18 protein-coding genes are annotated in these 19076 nt (G+C 68.7%); 11 read left to right on the top strand and 7 right to left on the bottom strand.

The window, feature by feature from the left end; all coding sequences use genetic code 11:
- Positions 1-2 precede the first annotated feature (2 nt).
- Positions 3-293, bottom strand: coding sequence for a hypothetical protein (locus ACIQWX_RS13660; RefSeq protein ID WP_400869129.1), 291 nt, complete (start codon positions 291-293; stop codon positions 3-5).
- Positions 294-382: 89 nt separating this feature from the next.
- Complete coding sequence (locus ACIQWX_RS13655) at positions 383-1309, bottom strand: hypothetical protein (protein ID WP_400869127.1); 927 nt, start codon at positions 1307-1309, stop codon at positions 383-385.
- 287 nt (positions 1310-1596) lie between these two features.
- Here ACIQWX_RS13655 and ACIQWX_RS13650 point away from each other — a divergent pair, with 287 nt between their 5' ends.
- Entirely contained in the window at positions 1597-2199 is a 603-nt protein-coding gene (locus ACIQWX_RS13650; RefSeq protein ID WP_400869125.1) for a hypothetical protein, read from the top strand.
- 10 nt (positions 2200-2209) lie between these two features.
- Here ACIQWX_RS13650 and ACIQWX_RS13645 read toward each other — a convergent pair whose 3' ends face one another.
- Both ACIQWX_RS13645 and ACIQWX_RS13640 read right to left on the bottom strand, forming a co-directional pair.
- On the bottom strand, positions 2210-3385 hold the full coding sequence (locus ACIQWX_RS13645) for a hypothetical protein (protein WP_400869123.1): 1176 nt from the start codon (positions 3383-3385) through the stop codon (positions 2210-2212).
- A gap of 40 nt (positions 3386-3425) precedes the next feature.
- A complete protein-coding gene (locus tag ACIQWX_RS13640; RefSeq protein WP_400869121.1) occupies positions 3426-3908 on the bottom strand; it encodes an ImmA/IrrE family metallo-endopeptidase in 483 nt (160 codons plus the stop codon).
- A 242-nt stretch (positions 3909-4150) separates the two neighbouring features.
- Here ACIQWX_RS13640 and ACIQWX_RS13635 point away from each other — a divergent pair, with 242 nt between their 5' ends.
- Positions 4151-5386, top strand: a complete 1236-nt coding sequence (locus ACIQWX_RS13635; protein ID WP_400869119.1) for a cytochrome P450 — start codon at positions 4151-4153, stop codon at positions 5384-5386.
- On the opposite strand, the gene ACIQWX_RS13630 is transcribed toward ACIQWX_RS13635, so the two are convergent.
- Positions 5340-7706: an ATP-binding protein gene (locus ACIQWX_RS13630; protein ID WP_400869117.1), complete on the bottom strand. Its 2367-nt coding sequence runs from the start codon at positions 7704-7706 to the stop codon at positions 5340-5342. The two genes, ACIQWX_RS13635 and ACIQWX_RS13630, sit on opposite strands and share 47 nt — an antisense overlap.
- A gap of 809 nt (positions 7707-8515) precedes the next feature.
- Here ACIQWX_RS13630 and ACIQWX_RS13625 point away from each other — a divergent pair.
- The 7 genes from ACIQWX_RS13625 to ACIQWX_RS13595 all read left to right on the top strand — a co-directional run bounded on the left by ACIQWX_RS13625 (position 8516) and on the right by ACIQWX_RS13595 (position 15327).
- On the top strand, positions 8516-10432 hold the full coding sequence (locus ACIQWX_RS13625) for a protease pro-enzyme activation domain-containing protein (protein ID WP_400869115.1): 1917 nt from the start codon (positions 8516-8518) through the stop codon (positions 10430-10432).
- Positions 10433-10515: 83 nt separating this feature from the next.
- On the top strand, positions 10516-11385 hold the full coding sequence (locus tag ACIQWX_RS13620) for a L,D-transpeptidase family protein (RefSeq protein WP_400869113.1): 870 nt from the start codon (positions 10516-10518) through the stop codon (positions 11383-11385).
- A gap of 34 nt (positions 11386-11419) precedes the next feature.
- Positions 11420-12172: a hypothetical protein gene (locus ACIQWX_RS13615; RefSeq protein ID WP_400869111.1), complete on the top strand. Its 753-nt coding sequence runs from the start codon at positions 11420-11422 to the stop codon at positions 12170-12172.
- Positions 12173-12321: 149 nt separating this feature from the next.
- The gene (locus ACIQWX_RS13610) at positions 12322-13431 is read left to right on the top strand and encodes a hypothetical protein (protein WP_400869109.1); all 1110 of its coding nucleotides are present in this window, start codon (positions 12322-12324) and stop codon (positions 13429-13431) included.
- Positions 13432-13456: 25 nt separating this feature from the next.
- Positions 13457-13930 carry a hypothetical protein gene (locus ACIQWX_RS13605; protein WP_400869107.1) on the top strand — a complete coding sequence of 158 codons (474 nt, stop codon included), beginning with the start codon at positions 13457-13459 and terminating at the stop codon, positions 13928-13930.
- Positions 13931-14038: 108 nt separating this feature from the next.
- Positions 14039-14227, top strand: a complete 189-nt coding sequence (locus ACIQWX_RS13600; RefSeq protein ID WP_400869105.1) for a hypothetical protein — start codon at positions 14039-14041, stop codon at positions 14225-14227.
- A gap of 2 nt (positions 14228-14229) precedes the next feature.
- Positions 14230-15327 carry a 3-oxoacyl-[acyl-carrier-protein] synthase III C-terminal domain-containing protein gene (locus ACIQWX_RS13595; protein ID WP_400869103.1) on the top strand — a complete coding sequence of 366 codons (1098 nt, stop codon included), beginning with the start codon at positions 14230-14232 and terminating at the stop codon, positions 15325-15327.
- 1465 nt (positions 15328-16792) lie between these two features.
- Here ACIQWX_RS13595 and ACIQWX_RS13590 read toward each other — a convergent pair.
- Positions 16793-16972 carry a hypothetical protein gene (locus tag ACIQWX_RS13590; protein WP_400869599.1) on the bottom strand — a complete coding sequence of 60 codons (180 nt, stop codon included), beginning with the start codon at positions 16970-16972 and terminating at the stop codon, positions 16793-16795.
- 521 nt (positions 16973-17493) lie between these two features.
- On the opposite strand from ACIQWX_RS13590, the gene ACIQWX_RS13585 reads away from it, so the two are divergent.
- Positions 17494-18228 (top strand): hypothetical protein, encoded by a 735-nt coding sequence (locus ACIQWX_RS13585; RefSeq protein WP_400869101.1) that lies wholly within the window; start codon positions 17494-17496, stop codon positions 18226-18228.
- A complete protein-coding gene (locus tag ACIQWX_RS13580; RefSeq protein WP_400869099.1) occupies positions 18225-18530 on the top strand; it encodes a hypothetical protein in 306 nt (101 codons plus the stop codon). The genes ACIQWX_RS13585 and ACIQWX_RS13580 overlap by 4 nt, the downstream gene beginning before the upstream one ends.
- Here ACIQWX_RS13580 and ACIQWX_RS13575 read toward each other — a convergent pair.
- On the bottom strand, positions 18527-19054 hold the full coding sequence (locus ACIQWX_RS13575; protein WP_400869097.1) for an SLATT domain-containing protein: 528 nt from the start codon (positions 19052-19054) through the stop codon (positions 18527-18529). The two genes, ACIQWX_RS13580 and ACIQWX_RS13575, sit on opposite strands and share 4 nt — an antisense overlap.
- Positions 19055-19076 lie beyond the last annotated feature (22 nt).

Genomic DNA, 19076 nt, shown 5'->3' with positions numbered 1-19076 from the left:
GCTCAGCCGCCCGCGAAACTGTTGATGAGCGACCAGCCGATGCCGTAGAGGATCGCGCCGGCGACGGCGCAGAGCATCATGACGACGCCGACTTTCCCGGCCCGGTGGTGATCGACCCAGCGGCCGCCGACCCAGACGATCATCCCGACGAAGAAGCCCAGGATGAGCGCGACGGCTGCGCCCCACTTGACGTTGTTGAGCAGCCCGAGGATTTTATCGGCGCCGACCGGGGGCGGTACCGGTGTCGGATTTGGGATCTGGCCGAGCCAGTCGATGACAATGTGCGCGGACATTGTGCCCTCCACGTCGCACCGCCCGACGTCACGTCAGGCGGGTTAAGTGGGAGGGCGTTGAAGTTTTTTGATTGTGCGGTGGGCTGGTCTCAGCCGGTGTCGTGGTCCGCGACGCGGCCGTTGCTGTCGCGAGGGTGACGTTGCCATCGAGCGCGTAGGCGGCGTGTCCGCTGCGGCAGCACGCGCCAGGAGCGCAGGAGGTGGTCGGCCGGTATCCGCAGCGATGACGGTGTCACGTCTGCGGTGATGCCGTGCGCGGCGACCTCACGATCGTGGGGGAAGAACACCGCTTCGGGTAGCAGAACGCTGGTGCGGCGCCCCGCAGTGCCCGCGACCCCCTTCGGCCAGCGACGAGCTCCGACGACGAGCAGCTGCGTGGGTGGAGTCACCGCGCCTGCGCGCACCCACGGCGCCAAGCGGGCCAGGACCTGTTCGGCGTGTGCGAGTCCGGGCACAGTGGGCCGCACCACCAGCGCGGGAATCGGTGACGGGCTGCCGACGCGCAGCCATTGCCCTGGCCCGAGCGTGGGATCGGACGCCAGCCGCCACGGGTCGTGACCGATGTCGACCACGGTCACGTCCACACCCCGTTTGCCACCGGGGTGCCAGTACGGAGGTGGTGGGAACAGCACCGGCTCAGCGGCGAGATCGGCCACGTCCATGCGCGCCAGGACTGCGCGGGCGCGCCGGGAGAACCGGACGCCGACCGCGGGGCCGGGCCCGCTCCGTCGCGGCCCATCGGCTCGCGCAGCACGTCCGAGTCCTGATCGGACCGGATCGCCGGCGTCGACGAGCAGGACCGAGCGGCCCGCCAGCTGGAGCGCGTCGGCGATCGCGACGGCGGTGCTCGTAGCGCCGGCCCCGGAAGACGCGGCCAGGATCGGCAGGACACGGCCGAACGGCGACCAGTCGACCAGCTCGACCGTCTCATCCGCGGGCGCAGCCGGCTGCCGCTCGGTATCCGGCGAGTCCACACGGGAGTCAACGTCCGCGGGTAGGTTCTCGGATGCGGTCAAGACGGGCCTCCCCTCAGCGGTGGTGTGCCGGTGAAGGGTGCGGCGGTCACAGCGGGACCGTGCTCCAACCCCCTGGTCGGGGTGGCGTGGGTTGCTTTCTCTCGGTGAAGCGCAGATACTCGCAACAAGCGTGGTGCTTACTTCGATAGTAGACGCAAGCTGTGATGTGTCAAATGTCAGCTGATGCTGTATAGCGCTGCACGCTTACTGATGTCGAGACGCGATGGGGGCCGACAGTGGCACGAGCAGCCGATGACGGATCAGGTCCGGAGGACAACGACCCAGCCGTGACGCCGTCGGCCCAGCTGTACTCGCCGATCCCGCGCCGCCGGGCAGCCGACCAGGAGAAGCTCACCGTCACGCTGCTGAACCTGGACACCTTCGGCGAGCGGTTGACCTACCTGTTCGACCACGCCTCGACCTACTACCTGTTGCGTGGGGAGCCGGTCGTTGATCCCGACGTGATCGATCGGTTCACCGCCGAGGGCGACCCGACCTTCCTGGTCTTCACCGCGCGCCCGCCGTTGGTGGCCCAGTGGGTGCGGGACCGGACGGGGCTGCCGCTGGCCGAGCAGGCCCTGCGCAATTTCAAGGCCGGGATTCGCCAGAACAGCCGTCCTTCGATCACCAAGGCGTTGGCCCAGTTCTGGCGAATCCACCCGGACTTGCTCGACCCCACGGTCCCGGCCACTGACTTCGCACCGCCCGACGACGAATTAGCACGCAAGACCCATGAACTGGTGACCGAGCTCGGCTTGGTCGGATTCAACGCGCGCGACATCGCCAGCTCGATCGGCGACGCCCCGGACGCCAGTCGCGAACAGCTGCTGCAACTGGTGGAAGGAATCGCGCGAGTGCGCCGTGCCGCCCGCGACGATCCCGCTTCCTGACCTCGTCGATCTACCGGCTCGCCGATTCCGCTTCGCGGAGCCTGCGATGCGTTGCGCTCATTCTCGTGGCCATACGCTGGACTCGGCGGCGGGTCAGGGCGTCTCCGACATCGGCCAGCCACCGGATCCTCGCGGCGTCGTCGACGTGCAAGCGTTCGGTCTCCGGCCACCACGCCGGGGATTCGGCGTCGTCGCGGTCCCTGGCGGGCGTATGTACCGCGGACGGATCGGACAGATACGCGACGGCGGCGGCGAGCGCGATCTCGATGTGGACTGCTGTCGCCGTTCCCGGCGGGACGTAGACGTAGAGGGCAAGGGTGTGCAGTTCGTCGCGGATCGCGCGACGGATTCGATCGTCGACCAACTGCTCGACGATCAGCAGCGCGTCTTCGATCTCGACCACCTTCTGGATCAGGGTCAGCGGCGGTGGGTGGCGATGAGCGAGCAGTACTCGCAGGCATTTCCACAGGCGCTCGATCGCGGCGTCCCGGCGCTGGGTGCGGCGCCGGTCGAGCCAGTCGAACAGCCGCCGGGTCGCCGCGGCGAACAACGACCCGGCGACGAACAGCACCAAGCCGGCACCGTCGGTGAAGACCCCGAAGTGCGTCCCGCGGGGCGGATGGTGCGGGTCGACCAGCAGCCGGAGCACGACACCGAGCCGCCAGGACAACCCGACCAGCGCCACCGCCACCCCCAGCTGCGCAAGGGCGACACCGCCCCGCACCCCGGCCACCTCGCCGCGGGCCACGACGGTGAGTCCGAGCAGGAGCAGCGCGAGCCAGCCGACCATGTAGCCCAGGTAAATGGCGGAGTAGAGCTGCGAGGGCCAGGTCGGGTTCCGGGGCGAGGCAAAGAAGGACGTGTGCGCCCCGGCCACTGTGTACAGGGTGACCATCGCCGCGCCGCAGACCAGGAAGATCGTGACCACGGCCGGCATGGGCAGCCGCAACTGCCCGAGGGTGTGCAGGAACCCGGCGGTGAACACCATCGCCAGCATCGCCAGCACGTTCTGGACCACGACCGCGACATTGTGCAGGCCTGTCACCTGGTCGGCCCAGTCCAGCGTAATCGGGTCCCCGGCGGCCAGCGACAGGGCCATGCAGGCGATGCCGGCGGTCAGGAAGTGCCGGCTGAGCGCATAGCCGCTACCGCGGTTGACCACCGTCTTCCGGGCCGCCTCGAGCACACCGGTGACCGCGGCGCCGAACCACAGGAGGGAGACCGCGTCAGGCATCTGCGCACAGGTGCCGTCGGGACCCGAACGCCGCCCGCAGGGCTGTGCGGCCCGGAAGCCGATCGCGATGGCGCGCCGCCCCGGCCTTCACGTGTTCCCGCAGCAGGCAGGCGAACTGCTCGGCTTCGACCTCCCACCGATCGTCGGAGCGTGTGCGGCGTCCGCAGACGTAATTACCGGGGTGGCCGAGGATCCAGTGCCCGATCTCGTGGAAGGCGATGTGCGCGGCGTGCGCCGGCACGGCTTTCGCCACCACCGTCAGCCAACACTCCTCCCGCGAGCGCGCCAGCAGCCCGCTGGCCCCACCGCGCCTCAGCGGCATCCGGCCCAGGACCACGGACATGCCCCGCTGCTGTCCCAGCGCGTCCAAAAACTCCCTCAATTCGAACGGATGACGGATCGGCAGGGCGCTGATGATGGTTTCGCAGCGCCGAATGAACTCCTGATCCCCGTGCCCGTTAGTGCTCACTTTCACCCCTGTACGTTCGATTCCAGCCGACCCCCGCCGGCACCCCTGTGTCACCACCCGTCAGCCTTGATGACCTGCATTGCGGCTGTTCAGGGTGTTGGAGCCATAGTGACGGACACGCTCCGCAACCACCGCCGCTTGTTGCCACATTCGGTCCACATGTCGGCGATGTGGAGTCCACATTCTTTTCCACAATGTCCCGCCGAGCCTCTTGACCTTCGTCATTCACGGCCCGTAGCCAGGTGGGTATGGTTCTGGAAGCGGGGGGCGCTGCGGCGCAGGTGTCAGGGACCGATCCGGCGGATGTGGCGTGGTCGTTCAGCCACCTCGATCCTGCCGTTGCCGAGACCGCCTACGACACGCTCGGGGCGATCCGGCGCGGGTGTCCGGTGGCGCGCAGCGGCGAGTTGGACGGGTTCGTGCTGGTCACCGGGTATGCCGAGATCCGGGAGGCTGCGCGTGCCTCGGATCGGTTCAGTGCCTACGTCGACGGGTTGGGCGCGGCGGCGGTGGTCACCGAGATGCAGGAGGCCGTCGCGCCGATGTTCGAGACCGACACCGAGCATCACCACCAATGGCGGCGGCTCCTGCGCGAATTCTTCACCCCGGACGCTGCAGCCGCCCAGGCGCAGTACGTCCGGGCGGTCTGCCGGGAAGTACTGCAGGAGCTGATCCCGCACGGTGCTGCAGACCTTGTCGGCGCCTACGCCCGCCAGGTGCCGCCGCTGGTGATCGGGCGACTGCTCGGCCTCGCCGAGCTGGAACGCGCGTGGCTGTCCGAACACGTCCGGGCCCTCTACGGCGCCGAGACGCTCACCGAGGCCCAACAAGCAGGCCGGATCTATGCCGACTTCCTGCTCGGGCAGATCCAGCAACGCCGCACCCATCCCGGCCGTGACCTGCTCTCAGTCATGGTGAACGCGCAGATAGACGGCCGGAGCGCCGACGATGACGAGCTGGTCAAGATGACCATGCTGATGGTCGCGGCCGGACACCTGACCACCGCCGACGCCTGCGCCACCGCACTCCTGCACCTGCTGGAGGACTCGCCGTTGCGGGAGCGCATCGCCTCCGACCCGGCGACGCTGGAGGCGTTCCTCGAGGAGCTGGTCCGCTACGAGCCGGCGGTCGCGGCCACCGGACGCACCGTCACCACCGAGACCCACCTCGGCGGAATGCCACTGGACCCGGGAGACCGCCTGCTGCTGGCGTGGGGCAGCGCCAACCGCGACGAACGGGTCTTCAAAGACGGCGACCTCTTCCGCCTCGACCGCGACCGCACCACGCCGCAGCACCTCGGGTGGGGCGCCGGAGAACACCGCTGCCTCGGCCGGCACCTCGCCCGCGTCGAACTACGCGTCATGCTCACCGAGCTGCTGCGCGCCCTGCCCGGTCTGCGGCTTCAGCCCGGCGCCACGGTGCGGCGGACCTTCGGGGTCATCCGCGGCGTCGCGAGCCTGCCGGTGCAGTGGGAGCACCGGTAGGCGCCGACCGGACCCGGTACCACTCGGCAAGCTCCCGCCGTCCCTGCAAGCCCAGCAGGCCGTAGATCGTGGTCAGCTCGGTCTCGACGGTGCGTACGGAGAACCGCACAGTCGTCGCGATCTGTCGATTCTTCAGTCCCTGGGCGACCAGCTGGACGATGGTCCACTGCCGCTCGTTCAACGTCGGCTCCGCCGCCGGACCGGTGTCGTCGAAAGCCAGGGCCACGATCTGCTCGTCGGCCAGCAGGCTCCCCTCCAGGTAGGCCGCCGTAGACTCCACCGGTCCGAGCACCAGCGCGATCTCGGCTTTCGCCCGCCCGCGGTGAAACTTGAAGCTGGCCAAGCCGCTGTAGTGGACGCCGTGGCGGGCTTGCAGGCTGTCCGAACCGCCGATCGCCCGCGCCGCGCCGACGTAATCCCCGTCCTTGGCCAGCTCCCACGCTTTCCGCTCGACCCACCAGATAGGCCCCCACAGATCGCCAAGAGCGATCTGGCACCGCAGCGGCCCGGGATTGTCGGTCACTGGTTCTGAGCACGCGGGCAGACCACGCGTCCACTCCGCCCACGTCAGCGCCCATTCGGCGCCGCGCCGGGAAGCCTCGGCCACGCAGCGCTGCGACATCCGGTCCGCCTCGTCCGCCGGCCCGAGCAAACCGGCAGTCATGGCGTGAAACAGGTCCGCCATGTAGGCCGCCCCGTCGGCACCCACGGCACGAAAACCCGCGCTGGCGGCCGCCAGCTTCGCGAAACCGCTGCGCTGCCCGAGGGCCAGCGCCTCGTAGGTGCCCTCGACGAACCGAACCGCCGGAGCGTCGTCCCGGCCCGCCTCGCGCGCCAGGCGCACGCATTCGTCCAGCAGCGTCTTCCCGCGCGTTTGTTCGCCGAGGGCGATCCAGACCCAGCCGGCCATCGCCAGCGCCGAAATCCGCACATCCGAGGCCACCACAGGGCCTTCGCGCAGCAGCTCCTCAACCTGGCGGCATACCTGGACCTCGGTGGCGAAGAAGAACGGCGCCCGCGTCAGCAGGACATCCACCATGATCGCCAAGCCCCGCTCGATCAGGCCGTTGTCGGAGCACCATGCCACCGCTGCGGCGATGTTGCGGGATTCGGCGTTGACCCGGTCCAGCCAGCGGACCTCCTCTGGTCCGAACCACTGCTCGGCCGCTTGCCTGACCAGCCCGGCAACCCAGTGGCACAGCCGTTCACTGATCTTGTCCAGTTCGCCGGATGTGCTCAGGCTGCGTCGGCCGTACTCACGCAGAAACGTGTGCTGGCGGTAGCGCCCATCGGCGGAGGCACCTTCGATGATCGAGTGCCGCACCAGATGGTCCAACGCCTCCAGGATCTCGCCGCGATCGATCAGCTCATCCGCGCACACCGCTTCAGCGGCGTCGAGAGTGAACCCGCCGGAAAAGGCGGTCAGCCGCGCCCAGACGCGTTGCTGCTGCGGCGAACACAGGTCCCAGGACTCGGTGATCGCGATGTCGAGTGCGAGGTGATGCTTGGGGATCCCGCGCGCGCCGGGACCGTACTTCAGCGACGCGCCGCCTTGCAGGCGATCGAGGACGACCGCCGGTGCACGTCCTCGGCCGAACTGGGCCGCGATGAGTTCGAGCACCAGCGGAATACCTGATGACCAGCGGACCAGGTCGACGATGGCCTGCCAGTCGTCCTGCTCGGTCAGTGGCCTTCCGACCGCGGTGGCGCGGTCGGCCAGCAGCTGTACCGCGTCACTGCGCTCGGCCGCCGCGCGGTCGGCGTTCTTGACGGGGATCGATAAGGGGCCCAAGTGCACCCGGTGTTCGCCCTGGACGTCGAGATAGGGGCGACTGGTGGCGATCACCTGCACCATGCCGGTCTCGGTGATGATCCGGTTGACCAGCTCGGCAACCGCGTCCAGCACTTGCTCGCAGTTGTCCAGCACGATCAGCACCCGCCGGTCACGGACGTGCTCGATCAGGACGTCCAGCGGGTCGACGTTCGGCTGATGATGCGAGATACGCAAGGCTGCAATGAGCAAGTTGCAGATTCGCCGTTCGGCGTCCAGCATGTCCGCATACACGCCGAGTTCGGCGAGGCGAATGAACACCGATGCGTCGTAGTGCTCATTCATATGCACGAGCAGTTCGCCCGCTAATCGCGTCTTCCCGACGCCGGGTGATCCGGTCAGTGTCACTGCGCGGTCACCTGCGTTCAGCCGTTCGCACACCTCGACCAGCTCACGGGATCGCCCGAAGAATGTCGTCAGTTGAACGCCAACGGGCGGTTGCCCGGCCGGTCTGCGAATGCGCTTATCCACCGCAACGGATGCGGCCACGCCAGCCGGCCCCGACTGCGGGTTTTGCCCGGCTCATGATCTCTTGCACTGTTCCCTCCTCACGCCGACGCACCCCATCCGCCTGATCGGCGGACGGCGCACATCCGACTCGTGTCGCCCTCCGTGGCAGATGTCGTACCACCTGTGGCCTGCGAAGATCGACCACCTCACAACCAAACACCCGATCGGGTTAATCGTCAACACACTACCCGCACCGAAGCAACGCCAGACCGTGAACGCCCGTTTCACTCACCCGACAGAAACCAGATCACCCGACGACGACCACGGGCCCACGGACGGAGAGCGTGACCCGGACACCCTTGACCATGCGAAGGCGTATCGCTACTGCCCGCGACATTCCGCAGCTCAGACGAACATTGCGAATCGCATCCAAAATAAGTTCGCCACAAGCGTTGAAACTTTCTTCCGAACCTGGTTAGTATTTGTCTCACCAAGGCAGGCTCGTGCTCCACCCTGGGGAGGCGTGGATCGCGCACGGCAGCCCGACACGTAGGGACATTCTCGTGTTTCCAACCGTCACACAGCGCCGTACGCAGACCGCCCGCGGACCGCCGGCAGCGCAAGCTCAACTTGAGTGCACCGCCACACGTCCGATGCTGCGTCGGACTTCTCGATCAGCGAACCTCACGACCGGCTTGACACAGCCGGCCCTGTCACTTCTTGGCGTCTCCGCTCAGCCCCTATTCGCGTATCGCTGGCTGCGGCACGAGGCACGCCCTCCAACACGCCCGTCACTCCGGTGACGCGGCACTGGATGGCTTTCCCTTTTCACACAAGGAGAAACCTCGATGCACAGCCGTCTTTGGCATACCTTCGCCGCGACCGCGGCCCTACTCGCCTCGACCGTGGCTACCGCCGTCGCGGCCCCCGGCACCCCCGCCGGCGACACCGGCGACCGCGCGCCCATCACCGGGAGTACCCCGTCCTGGGCCACCCCGAACACCGAAGTCGCCCGCACCAACGGAAGCACCGTCCGGCACATCCAGGTCGCCCTCGCGTTGCGCGACCAGCCCGGTGCCGAACGCCTCGCCGCGCAACTGGCGACTCCGGGCAGCGCCGAGCACGGCAAGTTCCTATCCTCGCAACAGTTCCTCGACCGGTTCGCTCCCGCCCAGGACACCGTCGACCAGGTGTCGCAGTGGCTGGCCAAGCAGGGCCTGCACGTGACCGGAGTCAGCGCCAACCGCCACTTTGTCGATGCCGAAGCCCCGACCGCAGCCCTGGAGACCGCGTTCGGCACGAGGATCGCCGCGTTCCGGACCCGTGTCGACGGTGTCACCCGGACGCTCACGGCCCCGGCGTCGCCGGTCACCGTACCGACCTCGCTGCGTGCCTCGATCACCGCGGTGCTGGGTCTGGATGACAGTGCCGCCCTGCTCAAGCCCCAGCACACACGCCCGGCCGCGGCGGCGGAGCAGCACTGCGCGCGCTGGTGGGGCGAGCAGAACAACACCGACGTGCCGCAGAAGTACCCGGCCGGATTCCAGTCCAACTCCCTCTGTGGCTACACCGGCACGCAGGTCCGCGCGATGTACAAGCTGGGCAACGGAAACACCGGCGCGGGAACGACGATCGGTGTCGTCGGCGCCTACAACTCCGACACAGTCGTGGCCGACACCAACCAGGCCGCCGCCCAGCTCGGCGTCCCGCCGCTCGCATCCGGCCAGTACAGCGCGGTCCTGCCGCAGGGCGGGTTCACCGACGCGCAGGAATGCGGTGCCGAGGGCTGGAACGCCGAGCAGACCCTGGACGTGCAGGCCTCGCACACCATCGCCCCGAGCGCGAAGATCCGCTACTACGCCGGGAAGACCTGCAAGGGCACCGGGATCTACGACGCGTTCAACCAGGCCGTCACCGACAACGCCGTGGACGTGATCAGCAACAGCTACGGCAACGCCGACGGCGAATCCTCCTTGCCGCAGGCGGCGCGGGACCAGTTCAACAGCATGGCGCTGCAGGCGGCGATCCAGGGCCAGACCATCACCGTGTCCACCGGAGACGCCGGAAACAACTCCGGCGCCGTCGGCCACCCGACCGCCAGCTTCCCGTCCTCCAGCCCGTGGGTCGTGGCCGTCGGCGGCACCAGCGTCGGCCTAGACCAGAACAACCGGCCCAAGGTGCTGACCGGGTGGGAGAACAGCGGCAACACCCAGTCTGGCACCACGTGGGCACCGCAGCGCGACGCCGACGGCCCGTTCGCCTCCGGCGCCGGCGGCGGCACCTCCGCCCTCTACGACGCACCGGACTGGCAGGCCGGGGTCATCTCCGGCTCAGATGGAAAGCGGGCGGTACCGGACATCGCCGCGTTGGCCGACTCCTACACCGGGATGCTCGTCGGGCAGACCATCAAGGGCCAGTTCGGGATCGGCTCCTACGGCGGCACCTCACTCGCCTCGCCGCTGATCGCCGGGCTCGTCGCCGACGCCCAGCAGGCCCGCTCCGGCAACTCCCGCGCCGGGCTGCTCACCCCCGTCCTCTACAGCCTGCGCGGATCCAGCGCGATCGCCGACGTCACGCCGCAAAAGGCGGGAGTGTGGACGCCGATGATGCACGCCTTCGGCGGCGTCGCCGTCCCCGGCGGCCAGGGCAGCTACCTGATCGACTTCGACGCCCGCCCGCAGAACCTGCAAAGCGGCCCCGGCTGGGACAACGTCACCGGCCTCGGCACCCCCGCCGACGGCTTCATCTCCGCGCTTTCCCAGTAACCACAACCTCTTTTCGCGGCAAGCCCGCTCCAGTGCGGGCGGGCTTGCCGCGGCCTCCATCGACCTCGAGGAAGGACAGTTCCATGTCGGAGACGCCACAGCCGACAGCGAACCGGTTGCGGGTGCTCGCGCTCTGGCTGGCCGGAATCGCGCTCGTCGGCACCGCAGGCGTGCTGCTGGCACCGTCACCGACCGCACCCGACACCGCGCGCGGCGCCGACCCCGTCGAGCTGGGAGTCGAGCTGCACGTCCCGGTCGTGGCCGCCCGGGCGGTCCCCACTCTGACCGGGCTGCCTGAGGCGAGCACCTTCAGCACCATTCCGGGCGCCCCGCAGGACGCGATGACCGAGGAGATACCGGACGGGCAGCTCGTGCACCCGACCGAGCCGGTGCCGGTGTTCGACCAGCCCGGCGGTGCGGCCATCGCGGTCCTGCCGACCACCCAGCTCGGGTCCGACACGTGGGTGCCGGTGATCGAAGAGGAACCTGGCTGGGTACAGGTGCTGCTGCCCTCGCGGCCCAACGGCTCCACTGGCTGGCTGTCCACCCAGGACACGACGCTCGACCACCGATCGACAACCGACCAGATCGTCATCGACCGGGCCGCGTTCCGGCTCACGCTCTACCGCGACCACCAGCAGATCGGCACCTGGAGCGTCGGCGTCGGCACCGCAGCCGCGCCCACCCCGACCGGGCGGACGTTCATCCTCGCCTCGATGACCGACGCGAAACAGAAATTCAGCTCGGTGATCTTCCCGCTCGGCATTCACTCGGCCACGTTCACCACCTACGGCGGCGGCCCGGGGACCACGGGCATTCACGGCTGGCCGACCACCGACGTGTTCGGCCGACCGTCCAGCGACGGATGCATCCGCATCCCCGCCGAAGCCCTCGCCACGTTCACGAACCCGGCAGATCCGGTGCCCATCGGCACCCCGGTCCTCATCCGCTAACCCAACCACACCAACACTTCTGGAGACATCAGCCATGAACACCACTCGTACCGCCCTCGCCGCGGCCGGAGCCGGCGCGCTCCTCATCGGCACCCTCACCACGTTCGCGTCCAGCTGCACCCCCGCGACCGCGGCGCCTCCCGCCCTCGCAGCCGCCGCGGCGACGTCGACGGCGACGGGGATCTCCGTCTCCGGCGGCGAACACCTCACCGCGCGGCCGAGCGTGTCCAGCAACGGCGCGATCAAGTCCACCGGCGGCTCGGTGTCCACGCCGAGCGGCGCGGTCGTGACCAGCGGCATCAGCCTGCAGGCCGGTGCCGGATTCGCCGAAGCCCGCGTCGCGTCGGTGCGGGTCGGCGGGACCACGGTCGGGCCGTTCATCGCGACCTGCCGCAACGGCGCCATCACCACCAGCGCCCCGAAGGGCGGCAGCGGCAACCTCAAGGTCACCGGCGGCGGCCGTGGCACGGCCGGGGTCATCGCCGTCACCACCGGCACCGCCCCCACTCGCACCAGCGGTACTGGCGGACCAACGTCGGCCAAGCCGACCGTCGGCACGGCAATCACCGTCACGGTGGCAACCGTCAGCTGCGGCGCCGGTACTCCGCCACCGCCGACGGGCAACCCGCCTGCCGGCACGCGCCCGGCCCCGACGCACAAGCCCGGGGCACCGGGGACGTCGCGTCCGAGTGTGCCGGGCCAGCGGCACCAGCAGGGCGACAACCCGGGTGACCGGACCGCGCCCAAGCCGCAGCCCAAGCCCGGCCACGTCGCCGTCACCGGCTGACCCTCCAGACCGCGCGGGCCCGCGCCCCACCTCAACCCCTCCAGCGCGGGTCCGCGCACCCCGTCCGCTCCCACGTCCCCGCCGGGCGCCCCTCCCCGCGCCCGCACCACCACTCAACCCATCCGACCCGCCGAACCGGGGAGATCCTCATGTCCACACTCGTTTTCAGCCACGCCAGCACCGACTACCCCGACAAGACCTCGGCTTCCGACCACGACCGGGCCGTGCACTTCGTCGGCTCGCTGCCCGCTGTCCTGACCGGCGACCACCGCGCGACGATGCAGTGGTTCCTCGACCACAGCACCGATACGTCGCTGACCGGGCTGCCGTGCGATCCGGACCCGCGGTGGATCATCGACTGGCTCGACGGCCTCGCCGCCGTCGACGCCCTCGAACCCGTCCGCACCGGCCGCTCCGCCGACTACGACGACATGCCGACCTACCGCCTCAAGCGCGACCGCTGGCTGGAATCCGAGGACCTGTCCCTCGGCCGCGCCGCCCACACCGACGCCGTCATGGCCGCCCGCGCCCAGCTGCACGACGACCGCGACTTCCCGCCGCACCAAGTGTCGATCCCCAACCCGTACGACCTGTCGCTGTTCACCTTCGGCAGCCCGGCAGTGGCGGTCACCCATCTTCCGGTGTTCCGCCAGGCCGTGCTCGACGACGTCCACACCATCCACCGCCAGCACGGCAACCAGGTCGTCTTCCAGCTCGAAACCCCCGCCGTCCTCGCGACGCTCGACCGCACGCCGCGGCCGCTATGGCCGGCCGCGGTACGGGCGCTGGCCAAGCAGGTCGCACGCGTCTTCGCCGACGGCCCCCGCGACGCTACCTGGCGGATCCACCTCTGCCACGGCGACCTCGGCCACCAGCCCTTGTTCGCACTCTCGGACCTCGTGCCCTCGGTGCAGTTCCTCAACGCACTGCACAAGCAGCTGCACCGGCTGCGGATCCCGATGCCGGCGGTGCACATCCCGATGTGCACCGGCACCCAGGCCCCGTCGACGGACCCGCGGTTCTACCGAGCGCTGCGGCATCTGCGCCGCGACATCGACGTCATCGCCGGACTCGTCGACGAAACCCACCCCAAGGCTTCCCGCACTGCGCTCGGGCTAGTCGAGACCGAACTGGACCGGCCCGTTCTGGCGGTCGCCGCCGCTTGCGGACACGGCCGCCGCCTCGTACCCCAGGCCGTCGCCAACGCCGCGCTGGCCCGCGAACTCGCCCGCCACACCACCGACACCCCGGCCCGCTGAACCCACCTGGAGAGGAACTGCCGAGATGGACACCACGACCACACCAATACCGTCCGCGACTGGCCAGCTTGCCGACGAACGCGAGACGCTCACCCCAATCCTGCGCACCGGAATCGTGCCCAACCGCGCGCTGTCAGGCGGCCGGATGCACTTGCCCGGCGCCACCACACGCGCACCGCAACGGCACGACACCACCGAGACCGCGATCGCGATCATCAGCGGCCACGTCGCCATCCTCTCCGGCAACGCCATGCAGCCCTTCCACCCCCGTGCCGGAGACATGATCTACATCCCCGCGACCCTGCCCTACGCGGTCGTCAACCTCAGCAACAACGCCTCCGTCCTCGCTCTGGTCTTCCGCACCGACCCCGGCTTCGACACCGACGTCCACCGCATGCCCGAACTCGACCGCGCCGTCCGCGACCAGATCCCCGACCTGCGCCGCGCCCACCACAAAGCCCTACTCACGCGGCGCAGCGGCCGCGCCCGCCGCACCTAACCCTGCTCTCACCCGTCGTCCAGCACCCACGCCACCCGCCGACCAGATTCGTTCGGCGCCTCCCCGCTCCTGGCGTGCCACTCCAATCGGCTCGATCAGGAAGACGTCATGCGCACCTGGATCACCGACACTGCCCGCGACCTAATCGATCACCCGCCGCCCGGCGGACCGGTCACGCTCGACGAGATCGCCGCCTGCGCCGGCATCACGGCCCATCAGTTGCGGGCCTACTACGGCTCGGTCGAGGTTATCGTCGCTGACATCCCCACACGCCCGAGCCAGATGGGGCGGTGCTGACGATGCGCTGGACGAACCTCCATCTGCGCGGCGTCGGCGCCGCGCTCGGCGAGCTCGTGCCCGTCGACGACCTCGAATCCGGCCGAACGCTGCGCGACGCCACCAGCCAGCGAGCCGTGTCGATCGCCTCAGACAGCACCGGCATGGACTTGGCCGTCCGCGCCGGGCTCAACGCCCTCGCCAGCATGGCCATGACCACCACCGGACCGCTACCCGTCCCCGACTTGCACTTCCACACCGCGATCTGGCGCGGCAGCCGCGGCATCGACTTCTGGTCCCGAGCTGCCTACGTCCGCTCCCGCCTCGGCCTGCCCGCCGGCCGCGGCATCGCCAGCGAGCTCAACGCCATGAGTAACAGCCTCGTCGGCGGCATCGACATCTCCGCCCGCATCCTCGCCGGCAGCCCCGACCTCGACACCGTCCTGCTTACCGGCGGCGAAACCTTCGGCCCGCCCGCGTTCGACCACCTCACCGCCGACCACGGCATCGCCTACGGCGACGGCGGCTCCGCCCTCATCCTCGGCCGCCAACCCGGCCTCGCCCACATCCTCGCCACCAGCTCCTACACCGACCCCACCCTCGAACAACTCCACCGCGGCGACGATCGGTTCCTCCCCGCCGGCACCACTGAGCTTGGCATCGAACGTATCCGCGAGCGGAAGCGCCAGTACACCGATGTCGTCGGCGCTGCCTCGGTCACCCGCCGCAACCACGAGGGCGTCCGCACCGTCATCGACGAGGCGCTCGGCGACGCCGAGGTCGGCCTCGATCAGCTGCGCTGGGTGCTGCTGCCGCACTACGGACGGCACCTGCTCGACACCCATTGCCTGCAACCGCTGGGCATCACCGCCGACCGCACCCTCTGCCACGCCGGCGACCAATGGGGCCACATCGGACCCAACGACCAGATCATCGGCCTCACCCATCTGATCACGCGCGGCGCGGTCGTCCCCGGCGACCACGTCGCACTGCTCGGCATCGGTATCGGCATGACCTGGACCGCCGCGATCCTCCGCGTCGACGCGGTACCGCCCGGTCTGAGTGTCCTCGCCCCACCCCTGCGCTGGCCCTGGCGCACCCCGGCCGACGCGCAGCGCTAACCACCGGCCCGCCACGCCGAGCTCCCGAGGACTCCCGATGCCAGACACCTACCGACCGTCGCGCCTCGACCAGACCGTTTTCGGCGCCCCCTTCATCGTCATCGACGCAGACAATCACGCACACACGATCACCCGCCGCCTCGACGACGCCACCAGGATCCTCAACACCGACGACGCGGCCCGAGCGATCGTCGGCACCCTCCGCCCGCCCCTCCTCGCCATCGACATCGACCCCGAAGACACCGGCGCAAGTGCCGACGCGGGCGAGGTCGTCGCCGAACAGCTACTGCTTTGGGCCGATCGCTACGGCCTGCCTTGGCTCCGGCGTGCTTCCGGCCGCCCAGGGCACACCCACCTCGTCATCAAGACCCCGCCGTGCCTGCGTCAAGAACTGCAGCGCGTGGTCTACGCGGTCGCCACCAGGCACAACGTCTCCGCCACCGTCCGATCAACCCTCCGGCTCACCTCTTCACCACACCGACAGCGGCTGCCCAGCCCGATCCTGAGCTGCACGCTAAGGACAAGCGACGTGCCGGAGCTCGTCACGTCCAGGGTCCCGCGGGTTATACGACCGGCGCGTCGCCGCAGCAATTCAAACGTCAGCAGGTCCGAAAGCGAGTACGGCCACGCCCTCGCGCTCGCCCGCGCCGGCCACACCACAGCGCACGCCTGGGCCTTCGCCAACCTCGCCGGCACCAAGGCCCGCGAGATCGGGCGGCAAGCCTGGCGACGCTGGTTCTGGGCACCCGCCACCACGATCGCCGCCGCCGAACGCGGCCTCGCCGAGCAGCAGGCGTGGGACCTCTTCCGCCGAGCGTCCCCGACGCAGGCCACCCACGTCGGGAGAGACACATGGCGCCGCGACCGCTGGCTACCTGCACTTCGCGAGGCGGCTGAACCGAGGCTGCGACGACGACGCCTGGGGCCACCTCAAGCCGGCGACTACCAGCACGAACCGTCGCCTCGTCAGCTACGACACGTCCGTGCCGAGCTGCGAGCGGCCGTGGACAGGCAGTTGACGCGCGGAGCCAGCACGGTGGTACGCACCGGCACGATCGCCGGCGTACGGATCAGCAGCTTGCGCGCAGCTCTCGACGCATTCGCGCACGCCGTCCTCACGACACGGGGATCGATCTCGATTCGTCACTGGGCCGAGCGCGCCAACCTCGATCCTAAGACTGTACGGCGCGCACGAGATGCCGCACTCAAACTGGGCATCCTTAAACGCGTGCACCAGTACGCCGGAGGAGAGGCAGACTGCGATGCATTCATCTTGGCTGAAAATGCAGGGGGAAATCCCAACACAGAGTTAACTTCCCCCACTCCGTACACCCCCAGCCGCGGCCAAGCGGACCCCCTCAGGCTGCGATCACAGCATCAGCGCGACAGACGCCAATTCGCTATCAGCCACAGCCTAAGGGCCAAGACCGCCAAAGTCGACTCTGAGCAGACCAGTGGCGAACTTTTACCTACTACCAGTATCGACGCCATTCATCGGCAACGTGAACTCACTGGAGTCGACCGCCCTCGTTTCCGCCACGGCCACTTCCTCCATCGCGTCGATCGCCTTAGCGGGGATCGAGATACGCCCTCGGGTTCGAACCGCCGGAAAACAACCTTCATCCACGGCACGATAGATTGTCATAGCAGAAACACCGAGCAACTTCGCCGCCTGGCCGACTGTCAGGAAACGCGGCGCACTCAGATTAGACTCGGACATCACGGACCTCCGCGCACTATGTGGTAAAGGGGAGGCCGGCACCGACGGTCCAAGTGACCGCCCACATCGGCACCATCAACTTCAGCATCCGCCAGAAACATCAACTCGTCAACCTGACCCCGATGCAACTAACTCAGCCCTCGTCGAGACCAGCCCCCACCTCTTACCCATCTCACCTCTAGGAAGTACCGGGCTGGCGCGGCTGCCCCACGACACTCGCCGCAGGGGAGATCGCACGGTCCGGCGAACCGGTGCGGCAGGCGATCCAGAAGAAGACCCGGCTGGACCTTGGGCGGATCCCGCAGACCTACCGCGGCCTCACCTACGGCGTGACCGAGCTGATGGCACTCACTTAGTCCCGCGGCTGAAGCCATCACGCGAACCCAGTCTCGGAGTGGTGCTTCGACGCCGTTAAAGTCCGGCACCCCGCCGGGGACGCGGATCAGTTGCGGCCCGACAAGCCCGACCACCAGGCCGTCGGCAAGCGGATCGATGCGGTGCCGACGGCGGCAATTGCGATCATGCCGTCGCAGTTCGACCAGCAGTGGTTCAACCGGCTCACCCTGGCGCACAACTACGAGCTGCCGGAGCGGTGGCGGCTGCTGCGTTACTACGACGGCCGCCAGCGGGTGTCGTACATGCATCCGGAGCTGCAAGCGACGCTCGACGAGCGCGTGCGTCAGGTCGTGATCAACTGGCCGCGCCTGGTCGTCGACGCCCTGGAGAAGCGGATCGATCTCCAGGGCTCCCGGCTCGGCCGCCAGCCGGCCAACGACACCGAGTTGGACCACGTCGCCCAGCACAACGACCTGGACGCGGGCTACCATGGCGGACCTGCTGTTCGTTCGACTGTTCGCCGACATCGGCGCAGGCATGTCCACCACCGACGCCCTACTGGCCGGGCTGCGGCGGGCGCTGACATACACCCCCACCGAGATCACCGACTCCGGGCGCACCGCCACCCAAACCCAGCTCATCGCCGATACACGGGTGGCCGGCTACGAGCGCGTGGTGAAGCTTCCGGCGTGTGCCTCTGCATCATCCTGGTCGGACGCCCCTACCGGTACTCCCAAGGCTTCCGGCGGCATCCCCGGTGCGACTGCACGATGACGCCAGTCACCCGCGAGCACTGGCGCGAAACGAACCTCGACACCACCCGCGCGCGCTATTCGACTCTGTGACCGCGAACGAGCAGAACTCGAGGTTCAGTGCTGGGAACGCCGCGGCGATCCAGGCCGGAGCCGACCAGTCCCAGGTCGTCAACGGCCGCCGGGCCGCGATACCCGTCGCCGGACGCTGGATCACCACGCAGGGCACCAGCTCACGCAGCATCGCCGGAACCCGCATGGGGCAGCTGCGCGTCCAGCCCGACCACTGCTACAGGATGTCCCAGGTGCCCCGGCCCACGGCCAGGCAGGTCATCACCGACACCACACGCCCGGAGCTGATCGCCGCACTGCGCCGCTACGGCTACGTGCTCTAGTCGGCATCGGGGAAAAGTTCCGGCATGCCCGTCTTCTTCCTCGCAATGTATCGCGCGCCGAGCCAAATGGCTAAACGCGAGGGCGGCTCCGCTGTTCGATTTACCTCTTCTTGCCGAAGTGCTATTTCGCCGAGTCGCACGCGCGCCTCAGAGTAAGTCAGCGCCGGCAGGTCAATGCGAAGAAGTCGCCGTGCCGCATTGCGCACCTCAAGATACGAGTTTCCGCAGCGCTCGGAGTTGGTTTGCCTACGCTGCGCCCCAAGAAACGTATTCAGCGAGCTCATTGCAGCTGAGGACAGCGCCAGGATTCCGACGGCGGTGGAGCTCCCGCGACTCGACAATGCGATTCCGCCGGCAATGGCCGCAACGCCCACGGCTGGAAGGCCGATGAGAAGGTTAATAAACCGCCATATTTGAGCTTGGGCGAATTGCTTAGAGGCGATCTGATTAGCTTGCTTCTGAATGAGTTCGAGCTCGCGAGTTAGTCCTTGCGAATCCCCTTTACCCTTTTCAGACTCTGTCACGCCGCCTCCAAGAATGCTTGTC

Source organism: Amycolatopsis sp. NPDC098790 (assembly GCF_044759945.1).
Taxonomy (GTDB): domain Bacteria; phylum Actinomycetota; class Actinomycetes; order Mycobacteriales; family Pseudonocardiaceae; genus Amycolatopsis.
The sequence above is the reverse complement of the archived record's forward strand: the minus strand, read 5'-3'. Positions and strand labels throughout refer to the sequence as shown.